The 18,945-nt window shown below is 72.9% G+C and carries 14 protein-coding genes; 2 read left to right on the top strand and 12 right to left on the bottom strand.

What is annotated here, in order from left to right:
• From HZB25_05445 to purE, 5 genes are all read right to left on the bottom strand, one after another.
• A partial coding sequence (locus tag HZB25_05445; GenBank protein ID MBI5836671.1) for a hypothetical protein occupies nucleotides 1–360 on the bottom strand: 360 nt, incomplete at its 3' end.
• Nucleotides 357–1,184 (bottom strand): hypothetical protein, encoded by an 828-nt coding sequence (locus HZB25_05440; GenBank protein ID MBI5836670.1) that lies wholly within the window; start codon nucleotides 1,182–1,184, stop codon nucleotides 357–359. The genes HZB25_05445 and HZB25_05440, both read right to left, overlap by 4 nt.
• 11 nt (nucleotides 1,185–1,195) lie before the next feature.
• Nucleotides 1,196–3,286 (bottom strand): SurA N-terminal domain-containing protein, encoded by a 2,091-nt coding sequence (locus HZB25_05435; protein ID MBI5836669.1) that lies wholly within the window; start codon nucleotides 3,284–3,286, stop codon nucleotides 1,196–1,198.
• A 152-nt stretch (nucleotides 3,287–3,438) separates the two neighbouring features.
• Complete coding sequence (locus tag HZB25_05430; protein ID MBI5836668.1) at nucleotides 3,439–4,902, bottom strand: NADP-dependent isocitrate dehydrogenase; 1,464 nt, start codon at nucleotides 4,900–4,902, stop codon at nucleotides 3,439–3,441.
• Between the two features lie 80 nt (nucleotides 4,903–4,982).
• Entirely contained in the window at nucleotides 4,983–5,438 is a 456-nt protein-coding gene (purE, locus tag HZB25_05425) for a 5-(carboxyamino)imidazole ribonucleotide mutase (GenBank protein MBI5836667.1), read from the bottom strand.
• Nucleotides 5,439–5,752: 314 nt separating this feature from the next.
• On the opposite strand from purE, the gene HZB25_05420 reads away from it, so the two are divergent.
• Both HZB25_05420 and HZB25_05415 read left to right on the top strand, forming a co-directional pair.
• The gene (locus HZB25_05420; protein ID MBI5836666.1) at nucleotides 5,753–6,502 is read left to right on the top strand and encodes a laccase domain-containing protein; all 750 of its coding nucleotides are present in this window, start codon (nucleotides 5,753–5,755) and stop codon (nucleotides 6,500–6,502) included.
• 108 nt (nucleotides 6,503–6,610) lie between these two features.
• Complete coding sequence (locus HZB25_05415; protein ID MBI5836665.1) at nucleotides 6,611–7,219, top strand: peptidylprolyl isomerase; 609 nt, start codon at nucleotides 6,611–6,613, stop codon at nucleotides 7,217–7,219.
• Nucleotides 7,220–7,238: 19 nt separating this feature from the next.
• On the opposite strand, the gene HZB25_05410 is transcribed toward HZB25_05415, so the two are convergent.
• The 7 genes from HZB25_05410 to miaB all read right to left on the bottom strand — a co-directional run bounded on the left by HZB25_05410 (nucleotide 7,239) and on the right by miaB (nucleotide 18,709).
• Nucleotides 7,239–8,345: a hypothetical protein gene (locus HZB25_05410; GenBank protein ID MBI5836664.1), complete on the bottom strand. Its 1,107-nt coding sequence runs from the start codon at nucleotides 8,343–8,345 to the stop codon at nucleotides 7,239–7,241.
• Nucleotides 8,346–8,621: 276 nt separating this feature from the next.
• Complete coding sequence (locus HZB25_05405) at nucleotides 8,622–10,700, bottom strand: hypothetical protein (GenBank protein ID MBI5836663.1); 2,079 nt, start codon at nucleotides 10,698–10,700, stop codon at nucleotides 8,622–8,624.
• On the bottom strand, nucleotides 10,700–12,574 hold the full coding sequence (locus tag HZB25_05400) for a hypothetical protein (protein ID MBI5836662.1): 1,875 nt from the start codon (nucleotides 12,572–12,574) through the stop codon (nucleotides 10,700–10,702). Before HZB25_05400 ends, HZB25_05405 begins: the two co-directional genes overlap by 1 nt.
• Nucleotides 12,558–13,499, bottom strand: coding sequence for a D-2-hydroxyacid dehydrogenase (locus tag HZB25_05395; protein MBI5836661.1), 942 nt, complete (start codon nucleotides 13,497–13,499; stop codon nucleotides 12,558–12,560). Before HZB25_05395 ends, HZB25_05400 begins: the two co-directional genes overlap by 17 nt.
• The gene (mutS, locus tag HZB25_05390) at nucleotides 13,496–16,183 is read right to left on the bottom strand and encodes a DNA mismatch repair protein MutS (GenBank protein MBI5836660.1); all 2,688 of its coding nucleotides are present in this window, start codon (nucleotides 16,181–16,183) and stop codon (nucleotides 13,496–13,498) included. The genes HZB25_05395 and mutS overlap by 4 nt, the downstream gene beginning before the upstream one ends.
• A 1-nt stretch (nucleotide 16,184) precedes the next feature.
• Nucleotides 16,185–17,354 (bottom strand): SPOR domain-containing protein, encoded by a 1,170-nt coding sequence (locus tag HZB25_05385; protein ID MBI5836659.1) that lies wholly within the window; start codon nucleotides 17,352–17,354, stop codon nucleotides 16,185–16,187.
• Entirely contained in the window at nucleotides 17,351–18,709 is a 1,359-nt protein-coding gene (gene miaB / locus HZB25_05380) for a tRNA (N6-isopentenyl adenosine(37)-C2)-methylthiotransferase MiaB (protein MBI5836658.1), read from the bottom strand. Before miaB ends, HZB25_05385 begins: the two co-directional genes overlap by 4 nt.
• Nucleotides 18,710–18,945: the final 236 nt, after the last annotated feature.

Here is an 18,945-nt window from a genome sequence, read left to right as displayed (position 1 = left end):
CCCCGCGGGGGCGTGGATCTCCGGTTCGGAGAAATGGCGCCACGCCTGCTCCACCGTGAGGCAGCGCAGGCCGGCTGCGTTCCAGCGCGCCTGCCAGGTGTCCGCCGCGAACGCCTCGTCCGGGAGCACCAGCAGGTCGCAGCCCGACTCCTCCACGCGCTCCAGCTCCTGCGTGGAAGGCACGCGGAAGACCGCGGCCAGCGCATGGGTGCGCGAGCCGGGGTCCGGGTCCGCCACCAGGCACACTTCGCCGCCGCGCTCGCGGACCAGGTGGATCAGGTCCAGAGAGTCGGGTCCCAGGCCCACGAGGGCGACCCGCTCGCGCGGGCCGGTGGCCGGATGCGCGTGGCTGACGGTCACGGCGCCGGCCGCCCGGCCGCGGGGCTCCCGCCCTGCGGGGACGGGTTCCAGGCGTCCTTGAGCTCGGGCCGGAAGATCCGGACCCGGGCCTTCCTTCGGAGTTCCGCCAGCATCATGGCCTCCGGCTTCTGCACCAGCGTCTCGCGAATCTGCTGGCGGCGGGCTTCGAGGTCCTTGGCGTCCACCGGGTCGGCGCCCAGGTACTGCGCCACCACGTAGCCGCCCGAGGGGTGCTTCAGGGTCCCGGAGATCTGGCCCGGCTTGGCGGTCGCGATGAAGCTGTCCACCAGCGAGGCGGCCCCGAGGCCCGAGATGAAGAAGCCGCGCACGAACGGATCGCTGTCGCGGACCGTGCCCAGATCGTAGGCGGCGTCGCCCAGGTTGTCGGTCCACCTCAGACGCGTCATCAGCGTATCCACCCGGCCGCGCAGGAGCACGTCCATGGAGTCCTTCTCCAGCCTCTGGGTCACCTGCGGCCGGACGCGCTCGTAGGGCCGCGGCTCGGGCGGCAGGACCTGGTCCAGCATCCAGACCGCGTAGCCCCCGAATGTCTTGGCGGCGTTGCGGCCCACCTGCCCGGGCTTCATCTGGGGCAGCTCGGTCTTGGCCTCCACCAGGCGCCCCAGAGCCGGCACGTCGTCGGTGAGCTCGAAAGCGGGGCTCGGGGTGAGTGCGTTGCCCAGCTTGCCGGCCTCGGCCTCCAGCGCCGCCCGGTCCCGGGCGCGCTGCATGATGTCGTTGGCGAGTTTCCGGGTGAGGGAGTCGCTTCGCTCCAGGACCATGGCCCGGAATGCCTTGTCCTTGATCTGCTCCAGGGGGGTCACCACACCTCGTCCTACTTCATCCCGAAGGCCACGCGGGCCACGGCGGTGTCGCCCAGGGTGGCCCGGGTGAGGAAACCCACGTCCCCGCCGCGCGCGGCGGTGGCGCGGTCCTCGGAGTAGCGCACCACGAGCTGGCCGAAGTCCTCCCCGCGGCGGGCCAGCATCACCATGCTGTCGGCGCGGGCGATCACCCGGCGCGCGTCCTCGGGCCGGGCATCCGGCCGCAGGTTGAACACCGCCAGCTGCAGGCGCACGCGGCCTTCGCTGGTGTAGTCGCGGATGTGGGCCCGGTAGTACGCCTGCAGGTCGCTGTCGGAGAGATTGAGCTCCGACTGGTCCACGGATGGCAGCATGAAGTACTGCAGCACGTACTGGTTCTCGCCCTTGAACTCGCCGCGATGGGCCTCGTAGTACGCCTTGGCGGCGGCCTCGCGGCGGGCCTTGCGGCCCTCCTCCACGTCGTAGCGCAGCCGGTCGCGGATGGCGTCGGGCGGAGGCAGGTACGCCGTGTCACGCTCCATGATCCGGAACACCAGGCGCCCGCGCAGCGCGGCGTAGACGCTCTTAACGCCGCCCGCCGGCGTCACCAGGAACGAGTCAATGACCGTGGGCGTGAGCAGCGAATCGTCCGTGGTGGGCAGCACGTGCAGGAACTCGCGCAGCACGGCGCCCGCGGGCGGCTTGGAGAAGACATCCTTGCCCTTGAGCGCGCGGCCCAAGGCCTCGCGGGCGGCCGCGGCGGCGAGGGAGTCCCCCATCCAGTCGGGGTACATCCGGACCAGCAGGCTCTCCACTTCGGCGAACGTCCGTGTGCGCGGCGCTCCGGAGGAGTCGGGCGCGGTGAAGGCGGCCTGCTTCTCGCGGTACAGGGCCTCCAGGGCGGGCCGGCCCGGAGGGGCCTGCGGCGTCAGCACGCGCGGGTCGAAGTACAGCAGCTGCACGCGCGCGGAGGGGACCCGGTAGCGGGCCGGGGTCGCGTTGTATTGCGCCAGCTGCGCCCGCTCGTCGTCCTGCTTCTTGTGGACCAGCTGGGCGGAGCGGAAGCTGGCCGCCCACGCCTCGCGCAGCGGGCGCACGTAGGCCTCGTGGCGCTGGCCCAGCACCAGCACGCCATAGCCCTCGCTGCCCAGCACCACGCGCTCGTAGGGCTGCTTCGGCGCCAGCCGGAAGAGGCTGTCCGTCAGCGAGGGACCGTGCTTGAGCATGGGCATGGTCTGGCCGCGCTCGGTCGGGCCGGTATTCAACTGCGCCGCGCCGGCGGCCGAGACGGAGTCGAGCGCGGCACCCTGGCGCAGGCGCGCCAGCAGCTCCTCGGCGTGCGCGCGGCTCTGCTCCCAGGAGGTGTCGTGCGGCGTGCCGACGCGGTAACAGGCGAACATGAGGTCGATCTTCTCGGCGACCCTGAATTCCTCGAGGTGACTGTTGTAGTAGGCCTCCACCTCCGCGCGGCCCGGGGCCGGCTCCAGCAGCGACTTGTCCTCGCGCATCCACACGTAGCGGATCCGGTGGCGCTCGTTCTGTCGCAGATACTCCGCCCGCACCTCGGCTTCCGTGGGCGCGAAGCGCTTCTCCAGCGCCTCACGCAGCTTGTCCACCATCACGATGTCGTGCGCGCGGCGGTACACGTCGGGGTAGTTCGACTGCGGGCTGACCTTGAACATCTGCCACTTGGCGGCGTCGAACTTGCCGTTGGTGATGAAGAACGGATCCCCCTTGATGCGCGCGTCCACGGAGGCGGTGTCCACCCGGATCCCGGAGCGCCGGGCCTCCTGGACCCAGATCCGGTCGTTGATCAGTCCGCCGAGCACGTTGGCGGCCACGATGCGCGCCTCCGTCTTGCCGAACTTGTCCTTGCGCTGGGCCGCGGTGGCCTGGGCCTGCTGGAGGTAGCTCCGCAGGAGCGTCTCGAAGTCCCGGGGGTCGATCGCGTCCCCGTTCACCGTGGCCAGCGGCGGGAGCGCGCGCGCCACCGGCTGGGCCGGCGGGGCGCCCGTCGGGGGGGCGGCGGTGCCCTTCGCGGGCGCGTTCGGTCTCGGGGCCGCGGTCGCCGCGAGCGCGGCGCACGACAGGACGACGAGGAGAATCCAGGCTCCCCTGTTCACACTTCCTCCTGATGTTCCGGGATTGGCGGGTTTCGCCGGGTTTGTGGTGACACGGAATCGCACGGAGTATCCCAGACCCGTACGGCTCGGGCAAGGCCGGGGCCCCCGGCGCTCACGCGCCGGGGGCCGCGCCCCGGGGCCGGCGGATGGCTTCAAGAACCGTACACGGCCGAGTACTCGGCCAGGCCGTCGAACTTGCAGAGGTTCTGCGTCTGGATGAAATCGTACCCGCCGCCGGCCACGCGGCCCAGCAGCGCCAGGATCTGGGCGTGAGTCACCGGTGCCCCGCCCTTGCCCAGGAAGCGGCATCGCCAGTGATCGCTGCAGAACGCTTCGGGCGGGCCGTCCGGCCACACCTTCACCCCGCGGTTGCTGATCAGCGACAGCTCCAGCTCGCCGGCGAGCTTCAGCATGGCCGCGCTGAGGGCCGCCGGGGTCTCGCTCTTGCGGTCCAGGAACACGTCCACCCCCACCAGCTCCTTCTTCACCGGCGGGCGCGCCGCCGCGGCCGAGGTGGCGCGCGGCTGGCTGCTGCCGGCGCCGTAGCTCACGGCCTTGAGCGTGGCGGGCTTCTGGCCCAGGCGCGCGCACACCGCGTCGGCGAACTCGCGTGTACCCACCTTCTGCCGGCTGATCCCGTCCTTGAAGATGTCGTAGGTGTGGACGCCGTCTTCGAGCGTCTTGAGCCAGCCGTTGTGCACCTTTTCGGCGGCCTCGTTCAGCCCCAGGTGCACCAGCATCATCACCGACCCCATGAGCAGGCCGGAGGGGTTGGCCAGGTTCTGATTGGCGCGGCGCGGCGCCGAGCCGTGGATGGCCTCGAACATCGCGCATGTCTCGCCGATGTTGGCCGAGCCCGCCAGGCCCACCGAGCCGGCGATCTGGGCCGCCACGTCGGAGAGGATGTCGCCGTAGAGGTTGGGCATCACCAGCACGTCGAACGCTCCCGGCGTGTCGGCCAGCTTGGCGGCGCCGATGTCCACGATCCAGGCTTCCTTCTCGATCTCGGGATACTCGGCCCCGATCTCGTCGAACACCCGGTGGAACAGCCCGTCGGTGAGCTTGAGGATGTTGTCCTTCATGAACACCGTCACCTTCTTGCGCGCGTTGCGGCGTGCGTACTCGAAGGCGTAGCGGACGATCTTCTCCGAGCCGGGGCGGCTGATGAGCTTGATCGCCTGCGTGACCTGCTCGGTCTGGCGGTGCTCGATGCCGGCGTACAGGTCCTCCTCGTTCTCACGGACGATCACCACGTTCATCCCGGGGTGCTTGGTGCCCACGAACGGGTGGTACGCCACGCACGGGCGCACGTTGGCGTACAGGCCCATGCTCACGCGGGTGGTGACGTTGAGGCTCTTGTAGCCCCCGCCCTGCGGCGTGGTGATGGGGGCCTTGAGGAACACCCGGGTGCGCCGGATGGACTCCCACGCCGAAGGCTCGATGCCCTGCGTGATCCCCTTGAGGTAGACCTTTTCCCCGACCTCGATGAACTCGTACTCGAGGTTGGCGCCGGCCGCGTCGAGGATCTGCAGCGTGGCGGCCATGATCTCGGGGCCGATGCCGTCCCCCCTGGCGACGGTGATCGGGGTCTTCTTTCCGGGTGCGGCCTGGGACATCGTGCGCTCCTTCCTGCGGATTCAGGATCTGACGTCGAATGGACCGATGGTCACATGGCGGCGGGCCGGGCCCGCGCCGGTTACAGCCGGGCGCGCAGCGCGCGGGCGGTCTGACGCTCGCGGTGCTGCTTGAGCCGCTTGCGCAGCGCCGGGTCGGACAGGGCCAGCACCTGGGCCGCCAGCAGCGCGGCATTGGCCGCCCCGGCGCCCCCGATGGCCAGCGTCCCGACCGGGATGCCGCGGGGCATCTGCACGATCGAGAGCAGCGCGTCGAGCCCGCCCAGCGATCCCGCGGGCACGGGCACCCCCAGCACGGGCAGCGTGGTCCGCGCGGCGACGGTGCCGGGCAGGTGCGCGGCACCGCCCGCTCCGGCGATGATCACACGGATGCCCCGCGCCTCGGCGGCGTCCACGTATTCCGCCAATGCGTCCGGGGCGCGGTGCGCGGAGATCACCTTGGTCTCGTGGGCGACGCGCAGCTCCGAGAGCACCTCGGTGGCGGGGCGCAGGACTTCCCAGTCGTGGGCGCTGCCCATGATCACGGCGACCAGGGGCTTCTGGACCCGCCCGGTCCGGGCCTGCGCCCGCGCGACGGTCTTGCGCTGCAAGTACACCTCCCCCGATGGGCCCTGGAAGCGCGCTCCAAAAAAGGCCGGGCTCGCGCCGAGGCGCGAACATCCGGCCTTGGGATTCCGCCGTCCGGCGGCCCGCCCGTGGAACGCCCCTGAGCCTCGAAATGGTTGAAATCACGCAAACTGTAGGTCAGGCGCGCCCGGCCGTCAATGGCCCGGCGGGGCCCTTGACGGCCGGGGCGCGGCCGGACAAGGTGGCGGCCATGGATGCCCCGCCCATGTTTCTTGAGCTCGAGCTGCCGCCTCCCTTTCGGGCCGTGGTGTCCACGCGCGCCGGCGGGGAGAGCCCCGCGCCCTGGGATTCGCAGAACCACGGAACCTCCACGGGGGATTCGGCCGAACGCGTCCTCCGGAATGCCCGGCGGCTCGCGGACGCCCTGGGCCCGGAAGGGCCCGGCGGGCCGGAAGGCTGGGCGCTGGTGTCGCAGGTGCACGGCTCCCTGGCCCTGGAGGTCGGGAGGCCGGGTCGGGCCGGCGAAGCGGACGCCCTGTGGACCGGGCGGACAGGCCCGGCCCTGGGCATCCGGGTGGCGGACTGCTCCGCCGTGGCACTGGCGCACCCCCCGACCGGCCGCCTCGGCCTGGCCCATGCCGGCTGGCGCGGGGCCGCCGCTGGCGTGACCGGGGCGCTGCTCCGCGCGATGAACGTGCCCGCCACAGAGGTGCACGCCGCGATTTCCCCGCACCTGGGACCGTGCTGCTTCGAGGTCGGTCCCGACGTGGTGGCGGCATTCTCGGGCCGCTTCTGCGCCCCGCGGCGGGGCGACCGCTCCAGCCTGGACCTGGGGGCCGCGCTGCGGTCCGAACTGTCGGCGCTGGGCGTGCCCGCCAGCCGCATTCGCGCCGACGGCCGCTGCACCTCCTGCGCCCGGGAGTTGTTCTTCTCCCACCGCCGCGATCACGGGGCCACCGGCCGGATGATCGTGCTGGGATGGAGCCGGCCGGGACGCCCGCCGGGCGGTCCTTGACCCCCGCGGGGCTGGGTTGTTACCCTACGCGCGCTTTGGAGACCCCTGCAAACTTTCCGACTTACTCCAGATAACACCCTGGGAGGAGGACGCATGACCCGTCGCCTGATGAGAATCGCCGCCCTCGCCATCCTGGGCCTGGCCCTGGTGTCCCTGGGCACCGCGGAGGCCCGCACGAAGAAGAAGAAGAAGTCCACCCACGCTGCCGCCAAGACCGTGGTGCACCCGAAGGTGAGGGTCGAGACGAGCATGGGCGACATGGTGGTGGAGTTGTTCCCCGAGAAGGCGCCCAAGACCGTGGCGAACTTCCGGAAGCTGGTGAAGCAGGGCTTCTACGACGGCATCCTGTTCCACCGCGTGGAGCGCGGCTTCGTGATCCAGGGCGGCGACCCCAACACCAAGAGCGGCGACCCGAACACGTGGGGCACCGGGGGCCCGGGCTACCAGTTCGAAGACGAGCCGGTCAAGGACGAGTACACCAAGGGCACCCTGTGCATGGCGAATTCAGGCGCCAACACCAACGGCAGCCAGTTCTTCGTGTGCACCGCGGACCTCATCGGCAGCCTGCCGAAGAAGTACAACCTCTTCGGCCGCGTGGTTGACGGCATGGAGACCGTGGACAAGATCAACAACGTGGAAGTGATCACCGTGACGGGGGGCATGCACCGTCCGGTGAAGCCGGTGAAGATCCTCAGGATGACCGAGGTTTCCGGCTAGGTTCACGGCGCGCACCGGATCAAATGGAAGGCGGGGTCGGGCGAGGGCCTGGGCCGCGAAGGGGCTTGCCCGCCCGGCTCCACGCGCTCAACGCCCGCCGGGCCCACACCCAGCCCCACCACCCGAACGCGGGCCCGAACTCCACCAGGCGCAGCCCCAGCGTGAGATCCTCCTGCTTTTCCGCGAGGCGGTGAGGGAATGGTCCATACGACAGCGGCAACGTCGCCAGCAGCCACAGCCACCCCGGCTCCGGCGAGCAGGCCACCAGCGGCAGGATCCAGAGCAGGTACCAGGGGTGCAGCGTGGGCGCGAGCAGCAACAGCGCACCGAAAGCCGAGCGCGCGGCCCAGTCCGGCCGGCGCTCGCGCCGCGAGACGCCGAGCACCCACGCGAGCAGCGCCAGTGCGGCGATCACCTTCGCGATCCGCAGGTCGCCGGCCGCGCGCATCAGCAGCCAGAACAGGGAGTCGTTCCAGCGCCACCGCTCCACGTACTGGCCGAGCGAGAAGAACGGATTGACCCCCGGCGCGATGAATACCGCCGCGCCCGCCACGGTGAGCAGCACCAGCGCAATCCACGTTCGCCACGTCAGGCGCAGCGCGGGAAGCACCACCAGCACGCTCCACTTGGTGAGTGCGGCGGCGGTCAGCGCGGCGGCCATGCCGATCGGATGCAGCCACCCGCTTCGCTTGGAAGACTGTCGCGCGGATTCGTCCGCCAGGGTTCCCGGGGAGACCGGGGGCCATCGCGCCGCGCCGCATGCGGCCAGCAGCAGGAACAGCCCTCCCACCGCATCCACGTGTCCGTTGGCCGCAGTCTCCGAGAGCGCCAGGGGATGCCACGCGGCCAGGATCGCCCACGACGCCGGCCGGCCGGCGCGGCGCAACGCCCGGCGCAGCACGCCCAGCCCGACGATCTCCGCGGCGCACAGCGCGATCTTGAGGCCGGTGACCCCCGGCGCCACGAAGGAAGCCAACAGGAAGGTCAACTGAGAGGTGAGCGGGTAGATGGTGGGCAGCTCGGGGTAGTTGATGCCGCGAAAGATGTCCGGGTGCAGCGCGCGCAGCGCGGCCAGGTGCGGATCCAGGGGGGTGAACCGGAACGGGTTGATGCCGGCGCGCCACACCTGGGCATCCCACAGGTAGCGGCCAGCGCCACGCCCCAGAACACCAGCGCCTCGGCTCGCCCGCCCGGCGCGGGCGCATGCGCGCCGCCATGGAGCCGCCCGTGGCCCAGGGCCGCCCAGGCCTGCACCCCGGCGAGCGCGAAGGCTGTGAGCTGAAACGTGCGCAGGTGCCCCGGCCAGTCGGGGATCCGCGAGAAGACCGCGGCCCAGGCCAGCGTGGCCAGGGCCGCGATCCAGGTCGCCAGCGGTGCTCGCGACAACTCCCCCCCTGCGCCCCTACCTCAGCCGGAGCGAGGCGGTCCCGACGTTCCCGGCAAGGTCCACGGCCTTGAGCATCAGCGTGTGCCCGGCCGTGGAGGGCGCCGACATCGTGAAACGCACCGTCTCGTCCCGGGAGTCCAGGACGCCGTCGGCAGGCTCGACCAGCATCCACGGTCCGCCGTCCAGCGAACTGCCCAGGTAGACCAGGGCGCTCAGGTCGTCATGCGCCGCGCCGCGCACCTCGATGTGGTCGCCGTGCTGCTCCGCGGTCAGCCCCTGCCAGCGCGGCGAGGTGTGGTCCACGGTGGACGGCTCGGCCACGCGCGAGACCACCCGCGCCTCCGAGGGGGTGTTCAGCGTACTGTCCGAGGCGGAGAGCCGGACCTCGTATTCGCCGTCCGGGAGCGACGTGGTGTCCCATGCGTACATGGGCTCCTCCAGGTCGGAAGCCAGCGGCAGCCAGCGGGCCTCGCCCAGGGCGCGGTACTCGAGCGTATAGCGCAGCGGGTCGGTGTTGGGGTCGGCGGCGTCCCAGCGGATGTGCCGGATGCCCCGGGCCCACGCGGCCACGTCGAAGCTGGTGGCGCGCAGGCTCTGCCGGGGGAGCGAGTAGTCCACCTTGATGCCGCCGGGCAGCAGTTGGGTCACCGAGCCGCCCTCTGGCGGGCTCAGCAGCGCCTTGGGCTCGCGCGGCAGCACCTGTACAAAGCGGATCTCGGGTGGCAGGTTCTGCTCGCGATAGGCCACCCGCACGCGCCGCAGCGTCGCGCCGCCGTGCAGCTCGGCCCGCCACTGGAGGTATCGGGCCTCCGGCGCGGGGACCGCCGTGCCGGGCCGGCAGGGAACCCAGCCGCTCCAGCCGCGGTCGGGCGTCTCCGAGTTGCCGCTGCGCACCTGGAAGCGGATGTCGGTGGCGCCGCGCCCGTCGAACTCGAGCGTGCCCCAGCGCAGCACGCGCCGGCCGTCCAGCGTGGGAGAATCCAGCGACGCTCCGGCGGCGCGCGCGGTGCGCACCCGGTAGACGTGTCCCGGGTTGCCCGCCCCCAGCACCAGGTCGGTTCCGGACAGCGCGGCACACAGCAGCGACGCCGGCTCGAACTCGCGCAGCCGCACCCCGGAACCGTCCGCGTCCAGGCGCCACAGCTGCGCCGGTTCGCCCACCGCGGCATACACCTGGGAGCCGGCGGCCACGAGTGAGTGCACCAGCCCCGGGCCTTCCCACACCTTCACCGCCGCGCCGTTGGGCAGCAGGCGGTAGACGAAGGAGCGGCCGGCCTTCTCCGTGCCGCCCGGAATCGGGGTCGCCGGGGCCCCGCCGGGGCCGGGAGCGCCCGGCGGCGCCAGCGCCACCTTGAGCGCCGCGACGTAGATGTCCCCCGAGGCGGTGACGGCGACGCTCTTGATCTCCTTCTCCTCGGAGTCGAACAGCGTCCGCCCGGTGCCCCGTCCGGTGACCTCGTAGAGAATGCCGTCCTCCTCCCCGCCGGCCAGCAGCCGGTGATTCGCTCCCCACGCCAGGCACACCAGGTGGCCCGCCGGCGAGGCCCAGTACTCCTCGGCCTGGCCGGAGGCGCTCACCTTGAACAGCTTGCCCTCGGCGCCGGTGGCGGCGTAGATCGAGCCGTCGGCGTCGGCCAGCAGGGCCCACACGTACTTGGCGGGCAGTTCGCAGAAGAGCTTCACCTTGCCGTCGCGGTCCACGTGCACGATCCGGCCGCGCGGCCCGGTGCCCGCGTACACCCCGCCGCGTCCGTCGGAAAGCAGCGAGAGGACTTCAGGCTCGCCCGCGCTGGCCCACTCCCGCAGCCCCTCGGACCCGCGCGCCCGCAGCAGGCGACCGTCGTGACCGGTGCCCGCGTAGATCTCTCCGCCCGGTCCCGTGGCCACCGCCCACACCATGGGCTCCGCGCCCCCGAGCGAATCCACGGCGGGGCCCACCTCGGCGCGCGCCTGGCCGCCCAGGGCCGCTCCCCGGCCCTTGCACTTGAGGAAGTCCTCGGGCGTCTCGAGGGTCCAGTACTGGGTGATCGCCGCCCCGGCCGGCGCGGCGGCCAGCAGGAGCGCGGCGCACAGCCATCCCATGCAGAGGCGCATCAGGGTTCCTCTCTTTCCACGTTCAGGACCAGGTCCGCGGACCCCACCAGGGTGCGGGCGATCGGTTTCACGCACTCGGCCCAGCGGCGCGAGCGCACCGGCAGAAGTGCGCCCCCGGGCCGGCCGTCCTGCAGGTCGGCCAGTGTGCTGCCCGGCAGCGCGGGCAGCTCGGTGCCCCGGGTGGTCACGCCGGTGTCGTCGGAGTACAGCTGGGCGTACAGTGCGGCTCGCGTGCCGCGCAGCCGGAGCAGGTCCAGCGCCTGGTCCAGCGTGGCGGGACGGAACATGCCCGGCGCCCGCTGGCGCTCGGCTTCCACGCGAGAGTCCATGTCCCCCACCAGCAGCCGGTAGCGGCCCGCCGGCAGGAAGCCCGGCAGCTGGAGCTCCAGTGTCTCCACGAAAGGTTCGCCCCGCTCCGGGCGCAGCCGCACCGAGATGTGGATGCGCTCGCCGGGGTGCGCGCTGCCGCCCGTCAGCCACGCTCCGTCCACGGCGGCACCGAAGAACCCGGGCCGGACCTCCGCCTCCACGCTCACGGAGTCCACGCGTGCCTCGGACCACGCGTTGTTCAGCAGCAGCGAGAGCCGGCTGGCCAGCTCGCGCGCTGGCTCCATGACCGGCCCGCCCCCGCCGAAGGCGGCTGGCTGGTCCTCCCACCGCAGCACCCGCCCGCCCGAGAAGTGGACGGTGGCGCGGTAGGGGACGGACAGTCGCGGCAGACCGCCCGCCTGCGAGCCGATTCCGTCGGCGACGGTCATGGCCACCAGGGAGGCAGTGAGCGCGTGGTGGCGCATGACGCGGTAGCCGAAGAGGTGCCGGGAGCCGTTGTCGTCGAGGACCGTGAGGCGCACCGGGACCTGGTCGGCGGTCGCACCCACGGTGCCGCGCACCGCGTAGGCCCGGTCCTCCGTCAGCGCGCCGACCACTGCCCCCGCCGAGGCCATCTTCGTGGAGCTGTACTGGCTGGAGAGCACCGTATGGATATAGGCCGTGGTGAGCGGCAGCGACACCGACCCGGCCGAGAACAGCGGATGTCCGAAGCACAGGACCTGGTCGCCCTGGCGCAGCGTCACTGTGCCCACGGCGGTGAGGTCGAGGTCCCCGGATGCCAGCGAGATGCCCACGGCCGCGCCGGGGAGCAGGCGGTCACCGGCGGCGGCCTCCCCCGCCGCGGGCGCGAATGTCATCACGTCCACGGCAGCGGCGCCCAGGCCGGACAGCAACGACTCTGCGAGGGCCGCCGCCGCGGCCGAGCGGGCGCGGAGGCCGTACCACAGCGGCGCGGGCGTGCCCCGGCGGCCCGGCTGCGCGGGGCCCGGATCCAGCTCGATCCGCCGCGCCGCGTCGGTCACCGTGGTGGCCTCGATCATCTGTGCGATGGGCGTGACGCCGGCCACCGGGTCCTTGCTGAAGGGCCAGCCCAGCGCGATGGCCCCCGCCAGCCGCCCGCCGAAGTACACCGGGCTCCCGCTCATGCCCGCGGCCACGCCCGTATGCTCCACCTTCTCCCCCCGGCAGCGGACCAGGATGATGTCGCCGTCGCTGCTGGCGTGGCGGATGACGCTCAACACCTCGACCGCGAATTCCTCGATGCTGTCGCCGTGGAACACGGTGCGCGCCACGCCGGTCATGCCGGGGCGCAGCTCGTCCACCCCGATCATGCGCGCCGGGTCGAATCGGAGCACGGCTGCCGGAGGCGCGGGCGTGCCGGCCCGCGCCGCGGGCGCCGGCAGCGACACCACCCCCAGGAGCGCCGCGCCCAGGAACGTGATTCGCAGGAGGGCGGCCGCCCGGAGCGCGGCCGCACGGAGCGTGGCGCCCCCGCCCGCGGGGCCGGCCGTCGCGCCGCACGCGAGGCTAGTACCCGAGCGCACGGTCCACCTCGTTGAGCAGCGGTTCTCCGCGCAGGTATCGGCGCAGGTTCTCACGGAATTCAGTCACCAGGGCTCCCGTCTCGGTCACTCCCGCGATGTGCGGGGTCAGGGTCACGTTGCGGCGCGTCCACCACGGGTCTGCGGCGGCCGGCGGTTCGCGCCAGAGCACATCCAGGTACGCCGCGGCGAGCGCGCCGGAATCCAGCGCGGCGGCCAGCGCCGCCTCCTCCACCACCTCCGCGCGGGCCACGTTGACCAGCACCGCGGACGGGCGCAGCCGGGAGAGGCGCCCGGCGTGGAACATGCCGCACGTGCCGGGGGTGAGCGGCAGCGCCAGCACTACGTAGTCGGCTTCGGACAGCTCGCCGTCGAGGCCGCCCATCGCGGTGACGCGGGCGCACGCCGCGTGGGCCCGCCCTCCGCGGCTCACGCCGTGCACCTCGAAGCCCGCGGCGCGGAGCAGTTCCGCGACGGCGCCCCCGATGTCTCCCAAGCCCACCACCAGCGCACGGCGGCCGCACGCCAGCGGGCGGCGGTCGCGATCCCAGCGCCGCGCGGCGACGGCGGCGCGCCAGCGCGGGGCCTGCGTGGCGTGGTCCATCAAGGCCGCCAGCACGAACTCGCCGATCTGCCGGCCGAAGTCGGCGCAGGTGCGGGTGATGCGCACCCCGGGCGGCAGTCCGGTCGCGCCCACGATCCGGTCCACGCCCGCGCCGGGGGAATGCACCCACCGCAGGCACGGAAGCCTCGGTACCCAGGCGGCCGGCAGCTGGAAGCTGACCAGGACGTCGTGCTCGAGGGTGCCGTCGGGAAGCTCCTCCGCCACGGGCGCCGCGGCGAACTCGACTTCCGGAAACTCGAGGCGCAACGCGGCGGCGACCGCGGCGCTGTCCTCCCGCACCACCAGGACGCGCGCCGAGTTCATGGCCTCGGCGTATCCCCGGCGGCCGGGCGCGGTACTGCCGGCGCGTCCGCTGGGGTCGGCAGGAGCGGGACCGGCGCGTCCCCGGGAGCCGGCAGGGCCGGGGGCACCGCGGCATCCTCCAGGAGGATCGTGCGCAGCTCGTGCAGCCGGGCCAGCGCCTCCAGTGGGGTCATGCGGTCGATCTCCATGGTCTCGAGCGCTTCGAGCACCGCGCGGTCCTGGCGGCGGGCGTCGAACAGGGTGAGCTGCACCGGCTCACCCAGCAGCCCCGCCGAGGCGCTGCGGCGCTCCAGGAGCCGCAGCAGTTCCTTGGCGCGTCGCAGCACCGGCTCTCCCACCCCGGCCAGGCGCGCCACCTCGATGCCGTAGCTGCGGCTCGCCGCCCCGGGCACGATGCGGCGCAGGAACGTCACGCCCCCCTGCCACTCGCGTACCAGGCAGTGCAGGTTCCGCAGACGCGCCAGCGTCGAGGCCAGGTCGGTGAGCTCGTGGTAGTGCGTGGCGAACAGGGTGCGCGCGCGCAGGCGCGGCGTCTCGTGCAGGTGCTCCAGGAGCGCCCACGCCAGGCTCATGCCGTCGTAGGTGCTGGTGCCGCGCCCCACCTCGTCGAGCAGCAGCAGGCTGCGCGGCGAGGCCTCCTCCAGCAGCGTGGATACCTCGCGCATCTCCACCCAGAAGGTGGACGCGCCGCGGGTGATGTCGTCGCTGGCGCCCATTCGGGTGAAGATCCGGTCCACCACCCCCACCCGCGCCGCCTGCGCCGGCAGGAAGCAGCCCGCCTGGGCCATCACCACGGCCTGGCCCACGCTGCGCAGGTAGGTGGACTTGCCCGCCATGTTGGGCCCGGTCAAGAGCAGGATCTGGTTGTCGGCCGGGTCGGTGCGCACGTCGTTGGGAACGAACTGCCCGGGCGGCATGCCCGCCTCGAGCACCGGGTGGCGGAGGTCGGTGATCTCCAGGCCCAGGCCGGTGTCCACGTCGGGCCGGGCGTAGCCGCGCTCCATGGACACCTGCGCCAGCGACGCCAGCGCGTCGAGCTCCCCCAGCGCCCGCGCCGCGCGCAACAGCGTCGCGGCGCGTTCCTGAACCGCGGCGCGCAGGCCCTCGTAGAGATCCTGTTCCCGCCGGCGCAGACTGTCCTCGGCGGCCAGGATCTCCCGCTCGCGGTCCTTGAGCTCCTCGGTCACGAAGCGCTCGGCGCTGGCCAGCGTCTGCCGGCGGGCGTAGTGGGCGGGCACCTTTTCGAGCTCCCGCCGGGTGACTTCGAGGTAGTACCCGAAGACCTGGTGGTAGCCGGCCTTGAGACCCGCGATCCCGGTGGCCTCGCGCTCGCGGGCCTCGAACGCCCCGAGCCACTCCTTGCCGCCGCGGGCCAGGTCCCGCAGACGGTCCACTTCCGGGTCATGGCCGGCGCGGATCAGCGGCGCGTCACCGGGAACCAGCGGCAGATCCTCCTCCAGCGCCCGCTCCAGAAGCTCCGGCAGCCCGTCCGGCGGGGCGAGCGCCAGCGCCAGCAGCAGCCCCAGCGCGGAGGGCGCCGCCTCGGTGGCCTCGCGCACGCGGGGCATTCGCCGCAGTGCGTCGCGCACCCGGCCCAGGTCGCGGGGAGACGAGCGGCCCGCCCCCAGGCGCCCCAGGAGCCGCTCCAGGTCGGGCACCGGCGTGAGCTCCGCACGCAGGGCGCGCAGCTTGGAGGGCTCGGAGAGCAGCGCCTCGAGCATCGCCTGCCGCTCCCGGATGGCCTCGGGCCGGCACAACGGCCGCTCCAGCATGCCCCGCAGGTGCCGCGCGCCCGCGGCGGTCACGGTCTGGTCCAGGTGCTTGAGCAGCGAGCCTTCGACGAGCCCGCCGGTGGTTTCGAAGATCTCGAGGTTGCGCCGGGCCGCGGCGTCGAGCAGCAGCGACTCGCGCGCCTCGAACCGGCGCGGCTCGCCGAGCGCCAGCGAGGAGCTCTTGTGCAGCTCCGCGAGATATCTCTCCAGGGCCGCGAGCGCCGCGAGTGCCGCCTGCAGCGGCTCGAACCCCGGGGCCTCCACGGGGGCGCGCCCGCGCAACAGCCCCATGCCGCGGCCGGGATCGAAGTCCTCCGCGGGCCGGCGCACCCGGGCGAAGGCCAGCCCCAGCCCGGCCAGCCGGTCCACCTCGCCGGTTCCCCCCTCCACTTCGATCACCTCGCACGGCGCGAAGCGCAGCCACTCGGCTTCGAGGTCGGCGGGGCCGCACTCGCCGAGCCACAGCTCGCCCCCGGCAAGGTCGGCGAACGCCAGGCCCACGCGCCCGTCCGCGACGCGGAGCGAGGCGAGGTAGTTGGAGCGCCGCTCCGGCACCAGGCCCTCGGCCACCGCGGTCCCGGCGGTGACCACTTCCACCACCTCGCGGTCCACCAGGCCCTTCGCGGCGCGCGGGTCACTCACCTGCTCGCACACGGCCACTTTGTGCCCCGCGCGCAGCAGGCGGGCCAGGTAGGAGTCCAGCGTGCGCCACGGGATGCCGGCCAGCGGGATGGACTCTCCGTCGCGGGTCTTCTGGCGGGATGTGAGCGCGATGCCCAGCACCCCGGCGGCGGTGTGGGCGTCCTCGTAGAAGGTCTCGTAGAAGTCGCCCATGCGGAACAGCAGCAGCGCGTCGGGATAGGAGGCCTTGATGCGCTGGTACTGGGCCATCACCGGGCTCTCGGCGGCCACCTCAGGGTCCCCCGGGCTTGAGCTGCGTCGGCAGCCCCGCCGCCTGGTAGCGCCGCGCGGCGGCGGTGGCCTGCTCGCGGGTGGGCCACGAGGAGCCGAGCACACGGTAGCGGCCCGGGGCCGTCCCGGCCGAGTCCAGCGACGCCTCGAGCCCGGCGGCACGGGCGCGGTTCAGCACGGTGCGGGCGTTCGCGGACTGGGAGAAGAGGCCCAGCTGGATGTACCACGGCTCCCGGGCATTGGCCGCGGATTGCGGCGCGGCAGGCAGGGGCTTCGCCGCCTCTCGCCTGGGACTCGGAGAAGCGGACGGCGGCTGCGGAATCAGGCGCGCGGGCCGCGGCGCCTCCGCCTGCGGCCGGGTCGCGCCGCGCGGGAGTGGCGCCGCGTCCGCCCGGGGCTTCATCCCGGCGGGTGCGGGCGGCAGGTCCTGGGCCTCGAAACTCGCCGGGGCGGCCAGGCCCAGCCGGGCGCGCGATGCCGCGGCACGATCCAGCTTGCCCGAACGTTCCCCGCTGCGCGCGGCCGCGGCCAGCGCGCCCGCCAGGAAGTCGCCCGCCGGGTAGCTGGCGGCGTAACGGTCGAAGCACTCCAGCGCCCGGGCGGAGTTGCCTGCCGCCATCAGCGCCTGGCCCCAGCCGTAGAGTCCGCGCTGGGCCTGTGGCCGGCCGTGCGAGGCCGCCTCGTAGGCCACGGCCGCCTCCCCCGGCACCCGGAGCCCCATGGCCACCCGGGCCCGGAACAGCAGCACGCTCGGGGCGTCCGGGGTCTTCGAGAGGCGCACCTGGCAGCGGGCCAGGCACTGATCGGCGGCCCGGTAATTGCCCCGGGCGTAGTAGAGCTGGCCCAGTTCGAGGAGGGCCTGGGCCCCGGTTACTCCCGCGGTGTCCACCTCCGCGGCGCGGCGGAGATTGCTCTCGGCCACCGCGGCGTCGCCCACCATCCGCGAGGCGCGCAGCCAGCCGGTGGCGCGCAGCTCCTGCGTGGCGGCGTTCTCGCCCACCAGCCGGTAGAGGGCCAGCGCCTCGGCGGGCCGGCCGGAGCGCGCCAGCTGTTCCGCACGGAGCAACTCGACGGCGGTGGCGGGGCGCGGGGCCTGCGCCCGGACGGGCGCGGCGAGGGCCAGCGTGGCGCCCAGGAGCGCCCAGGCGGCGCCGAACGGTCCGCGGCTCACTCCCCCTCCGCCCGGCGCCCGAACAGGGCCTGCCCGCGAGCCTCGGTGATTTCACCCCAGGCGTAGGAGCCGATCTCCTCCGGCGCGCCCGGCACCGCCACGGTGCGATTGGTGCGGGTCCGCGCCAGGAGCGTTCCCGGCAGTCGCGGGTGGGACTTCTCCAGGGCCAGTTCCACGCGGCGGCCCACCAGGGAGCGGCTGCGGCGCTCGGTGATCCCCTTCTGCAGCTCGAGCAGCCGCGCCAGGCGGGCGGTCTTCACAGACTCGGGCACCTGCCCGTCCAGCTCCGCGGCGGGCGTGGCCGCGCGCGCGGAGAACTTGAACGCGAAGCAGGTGTCGAACTCCACGCGCCGGCAGAGCTCCAGGGTCTCCTCGAACTCGGCGTCGGTCTCGCCGGGGAAGCCCACGATGAGATCGGTGGTCAGCGCCAGGTCCGGCACCAGCGCGCGGGCCTGGTCCACCAGGTCCAGGTAGCGCTCCCGGGTGTAGAAGCGGTGCATCCGCTCCAGCACGCGGTTGTTGCCGGCCTGCACCGGGAGGTGGATGTGCTCCACCACGCGGGGATGCTCCGCCACGGATTCCAGCACGTCGCGGGTCATGTCCTGCGGATTGCTGGTGGTGAAGCGCACGCGGCGCACCCCGGGCACGTCCGCGACCACGCGCAGCAGGCCGGCGAAGCGCAGCTCGCCCCAGTGATAGGAATTCACATTCTGGCCCAGGAGCGTGACGTCGCTTACCCCGCCCTCCGCCAGCCGGGTGACCTCGCGCAGGATGTCCCCCGCGGGGCGGCTGACCTCCGGACCGCGGGTGGTGGGCACGATGCAGAAAGTGCAGTGGTTGTCGCAGCCACGCATGATCGTGACCATGGCGCGGTATCCGGCCTGCGCCGCCGGCGGCACCGGGTGCTCCGCGGAGACGGACCGGGCGCGGTCCACCGCGCGCACCCCCCCGTTCATGCCCCGCCGGATGTACTCCGGGATGCGCGGGTAGGCCTCGGTCCCCAGCACCAGGTCCACGGTGGGCACTTTCCGCTGGACCTCCTCGCCCATGCGCTGGGACATGCAGCCCATGACCGCGAGAAGCCGCGCGCGGCCACGCACCCGGTGATCACCGAGCTGCGAGAGCCGGCCCAGGATCTTGATCTCCACCGCCTCGCGGATGCTGCACGAGTTGACCAGGATGACATCGGCCTTGCCGGGCGCGTCCACGGACACCAGCCCGTGGCGGTCGAGGAGAGCCGAAAGCCCCCCCGAGTCGTAGTCGTTCATCTGGCAGCCGAAGGTCTCGAGGTAGTAGCGGACGCCGTGGAGGTCCGGGGTGGCCTCCCCGCTGCCGAGGTGGATGGGCTGGCTCATTCAACTCCCTGGGATGGAAGCGCTTCGATCGTACGGCCGGTGCGGCAAGTGCTTAGTCTGCATCATTTGGGGGGGAATGAGAAGGGGCGCCGGGAACCTTGATTCGCCGGTAAGAAGTGGTCCGGGAAAGAAAAAGCACCTTGCCGACCGCTCCAGGAGCGGTTAAGTGAAGGAGGAGTTCCGAGGCTTCCCCTTCACCAGCGAGGTGCACGGATGAACCTACGCCAGGCCCGCCT

The organism is Candidatus Eisenbacteria bacterium (genome assembly GCA_016235265.1).
Taxonomy (GTDB): Bacteria; Eisenbacteria; RBG-16-71-46; order RBG-16-71-46; family JACRLI01; genus JACRLI01.
The sequence above is the reverse complement of the archived record's forward strand: the minus strand, read 5'-3'. Positions and strand labels throughout refer to the sequence as shown.

Coding starts and splice junctions, on each gene's coding strand:
- HZB25_05405 (MBI5836663.1), bottom strand. CDS start 10,700: ATGCGCCTCTGCATGGGATGGCTGTGCGCCGCGCTCCTGCTGGCCGCC.
- purE (MBI5836667.1), bottom strand. CDS start 5,438: ATGGGCAGCGCCCACGACTGGGAAGTCCTGCGCCCCGCCACCGAGGTG.
- HZB25_05395 (MBI5836661.1), bottom strand. CDS start 13,499: ATGAACTCGGCGCGCGTCCTGGTGGTGCGGGAGGACAGCGCCGCGGTC.
- HZB25_05430 (MBI5836668.1), bottom strand. CDS start 4,902: ATGTCCCAGGCCGCACCCGGAAAGAAGACCCCGATCACCGTCGCCAGG.
- HZB25_05420 (MBI5836666.1), top strand. CDS start 5,753: ATGTTTCTTGAGCTCGAGCTGCCGCCTCCCTTTCGGGCCGTGGTGTCC.
- HZB25_05415 (MBI5836665.1), top strand. CDS start 6,611: ATGAGAATCGCCGCCCTCGCCATCCTGGGCCTGGCCCTGGTGTCCCTG.
- miaB (MBI5836658.1), bottom strand. CDS start 18,709: ATGAGCCAGCCCATCCACCTCGGCAGCGGGGAGGCCACCCCGGACCTC.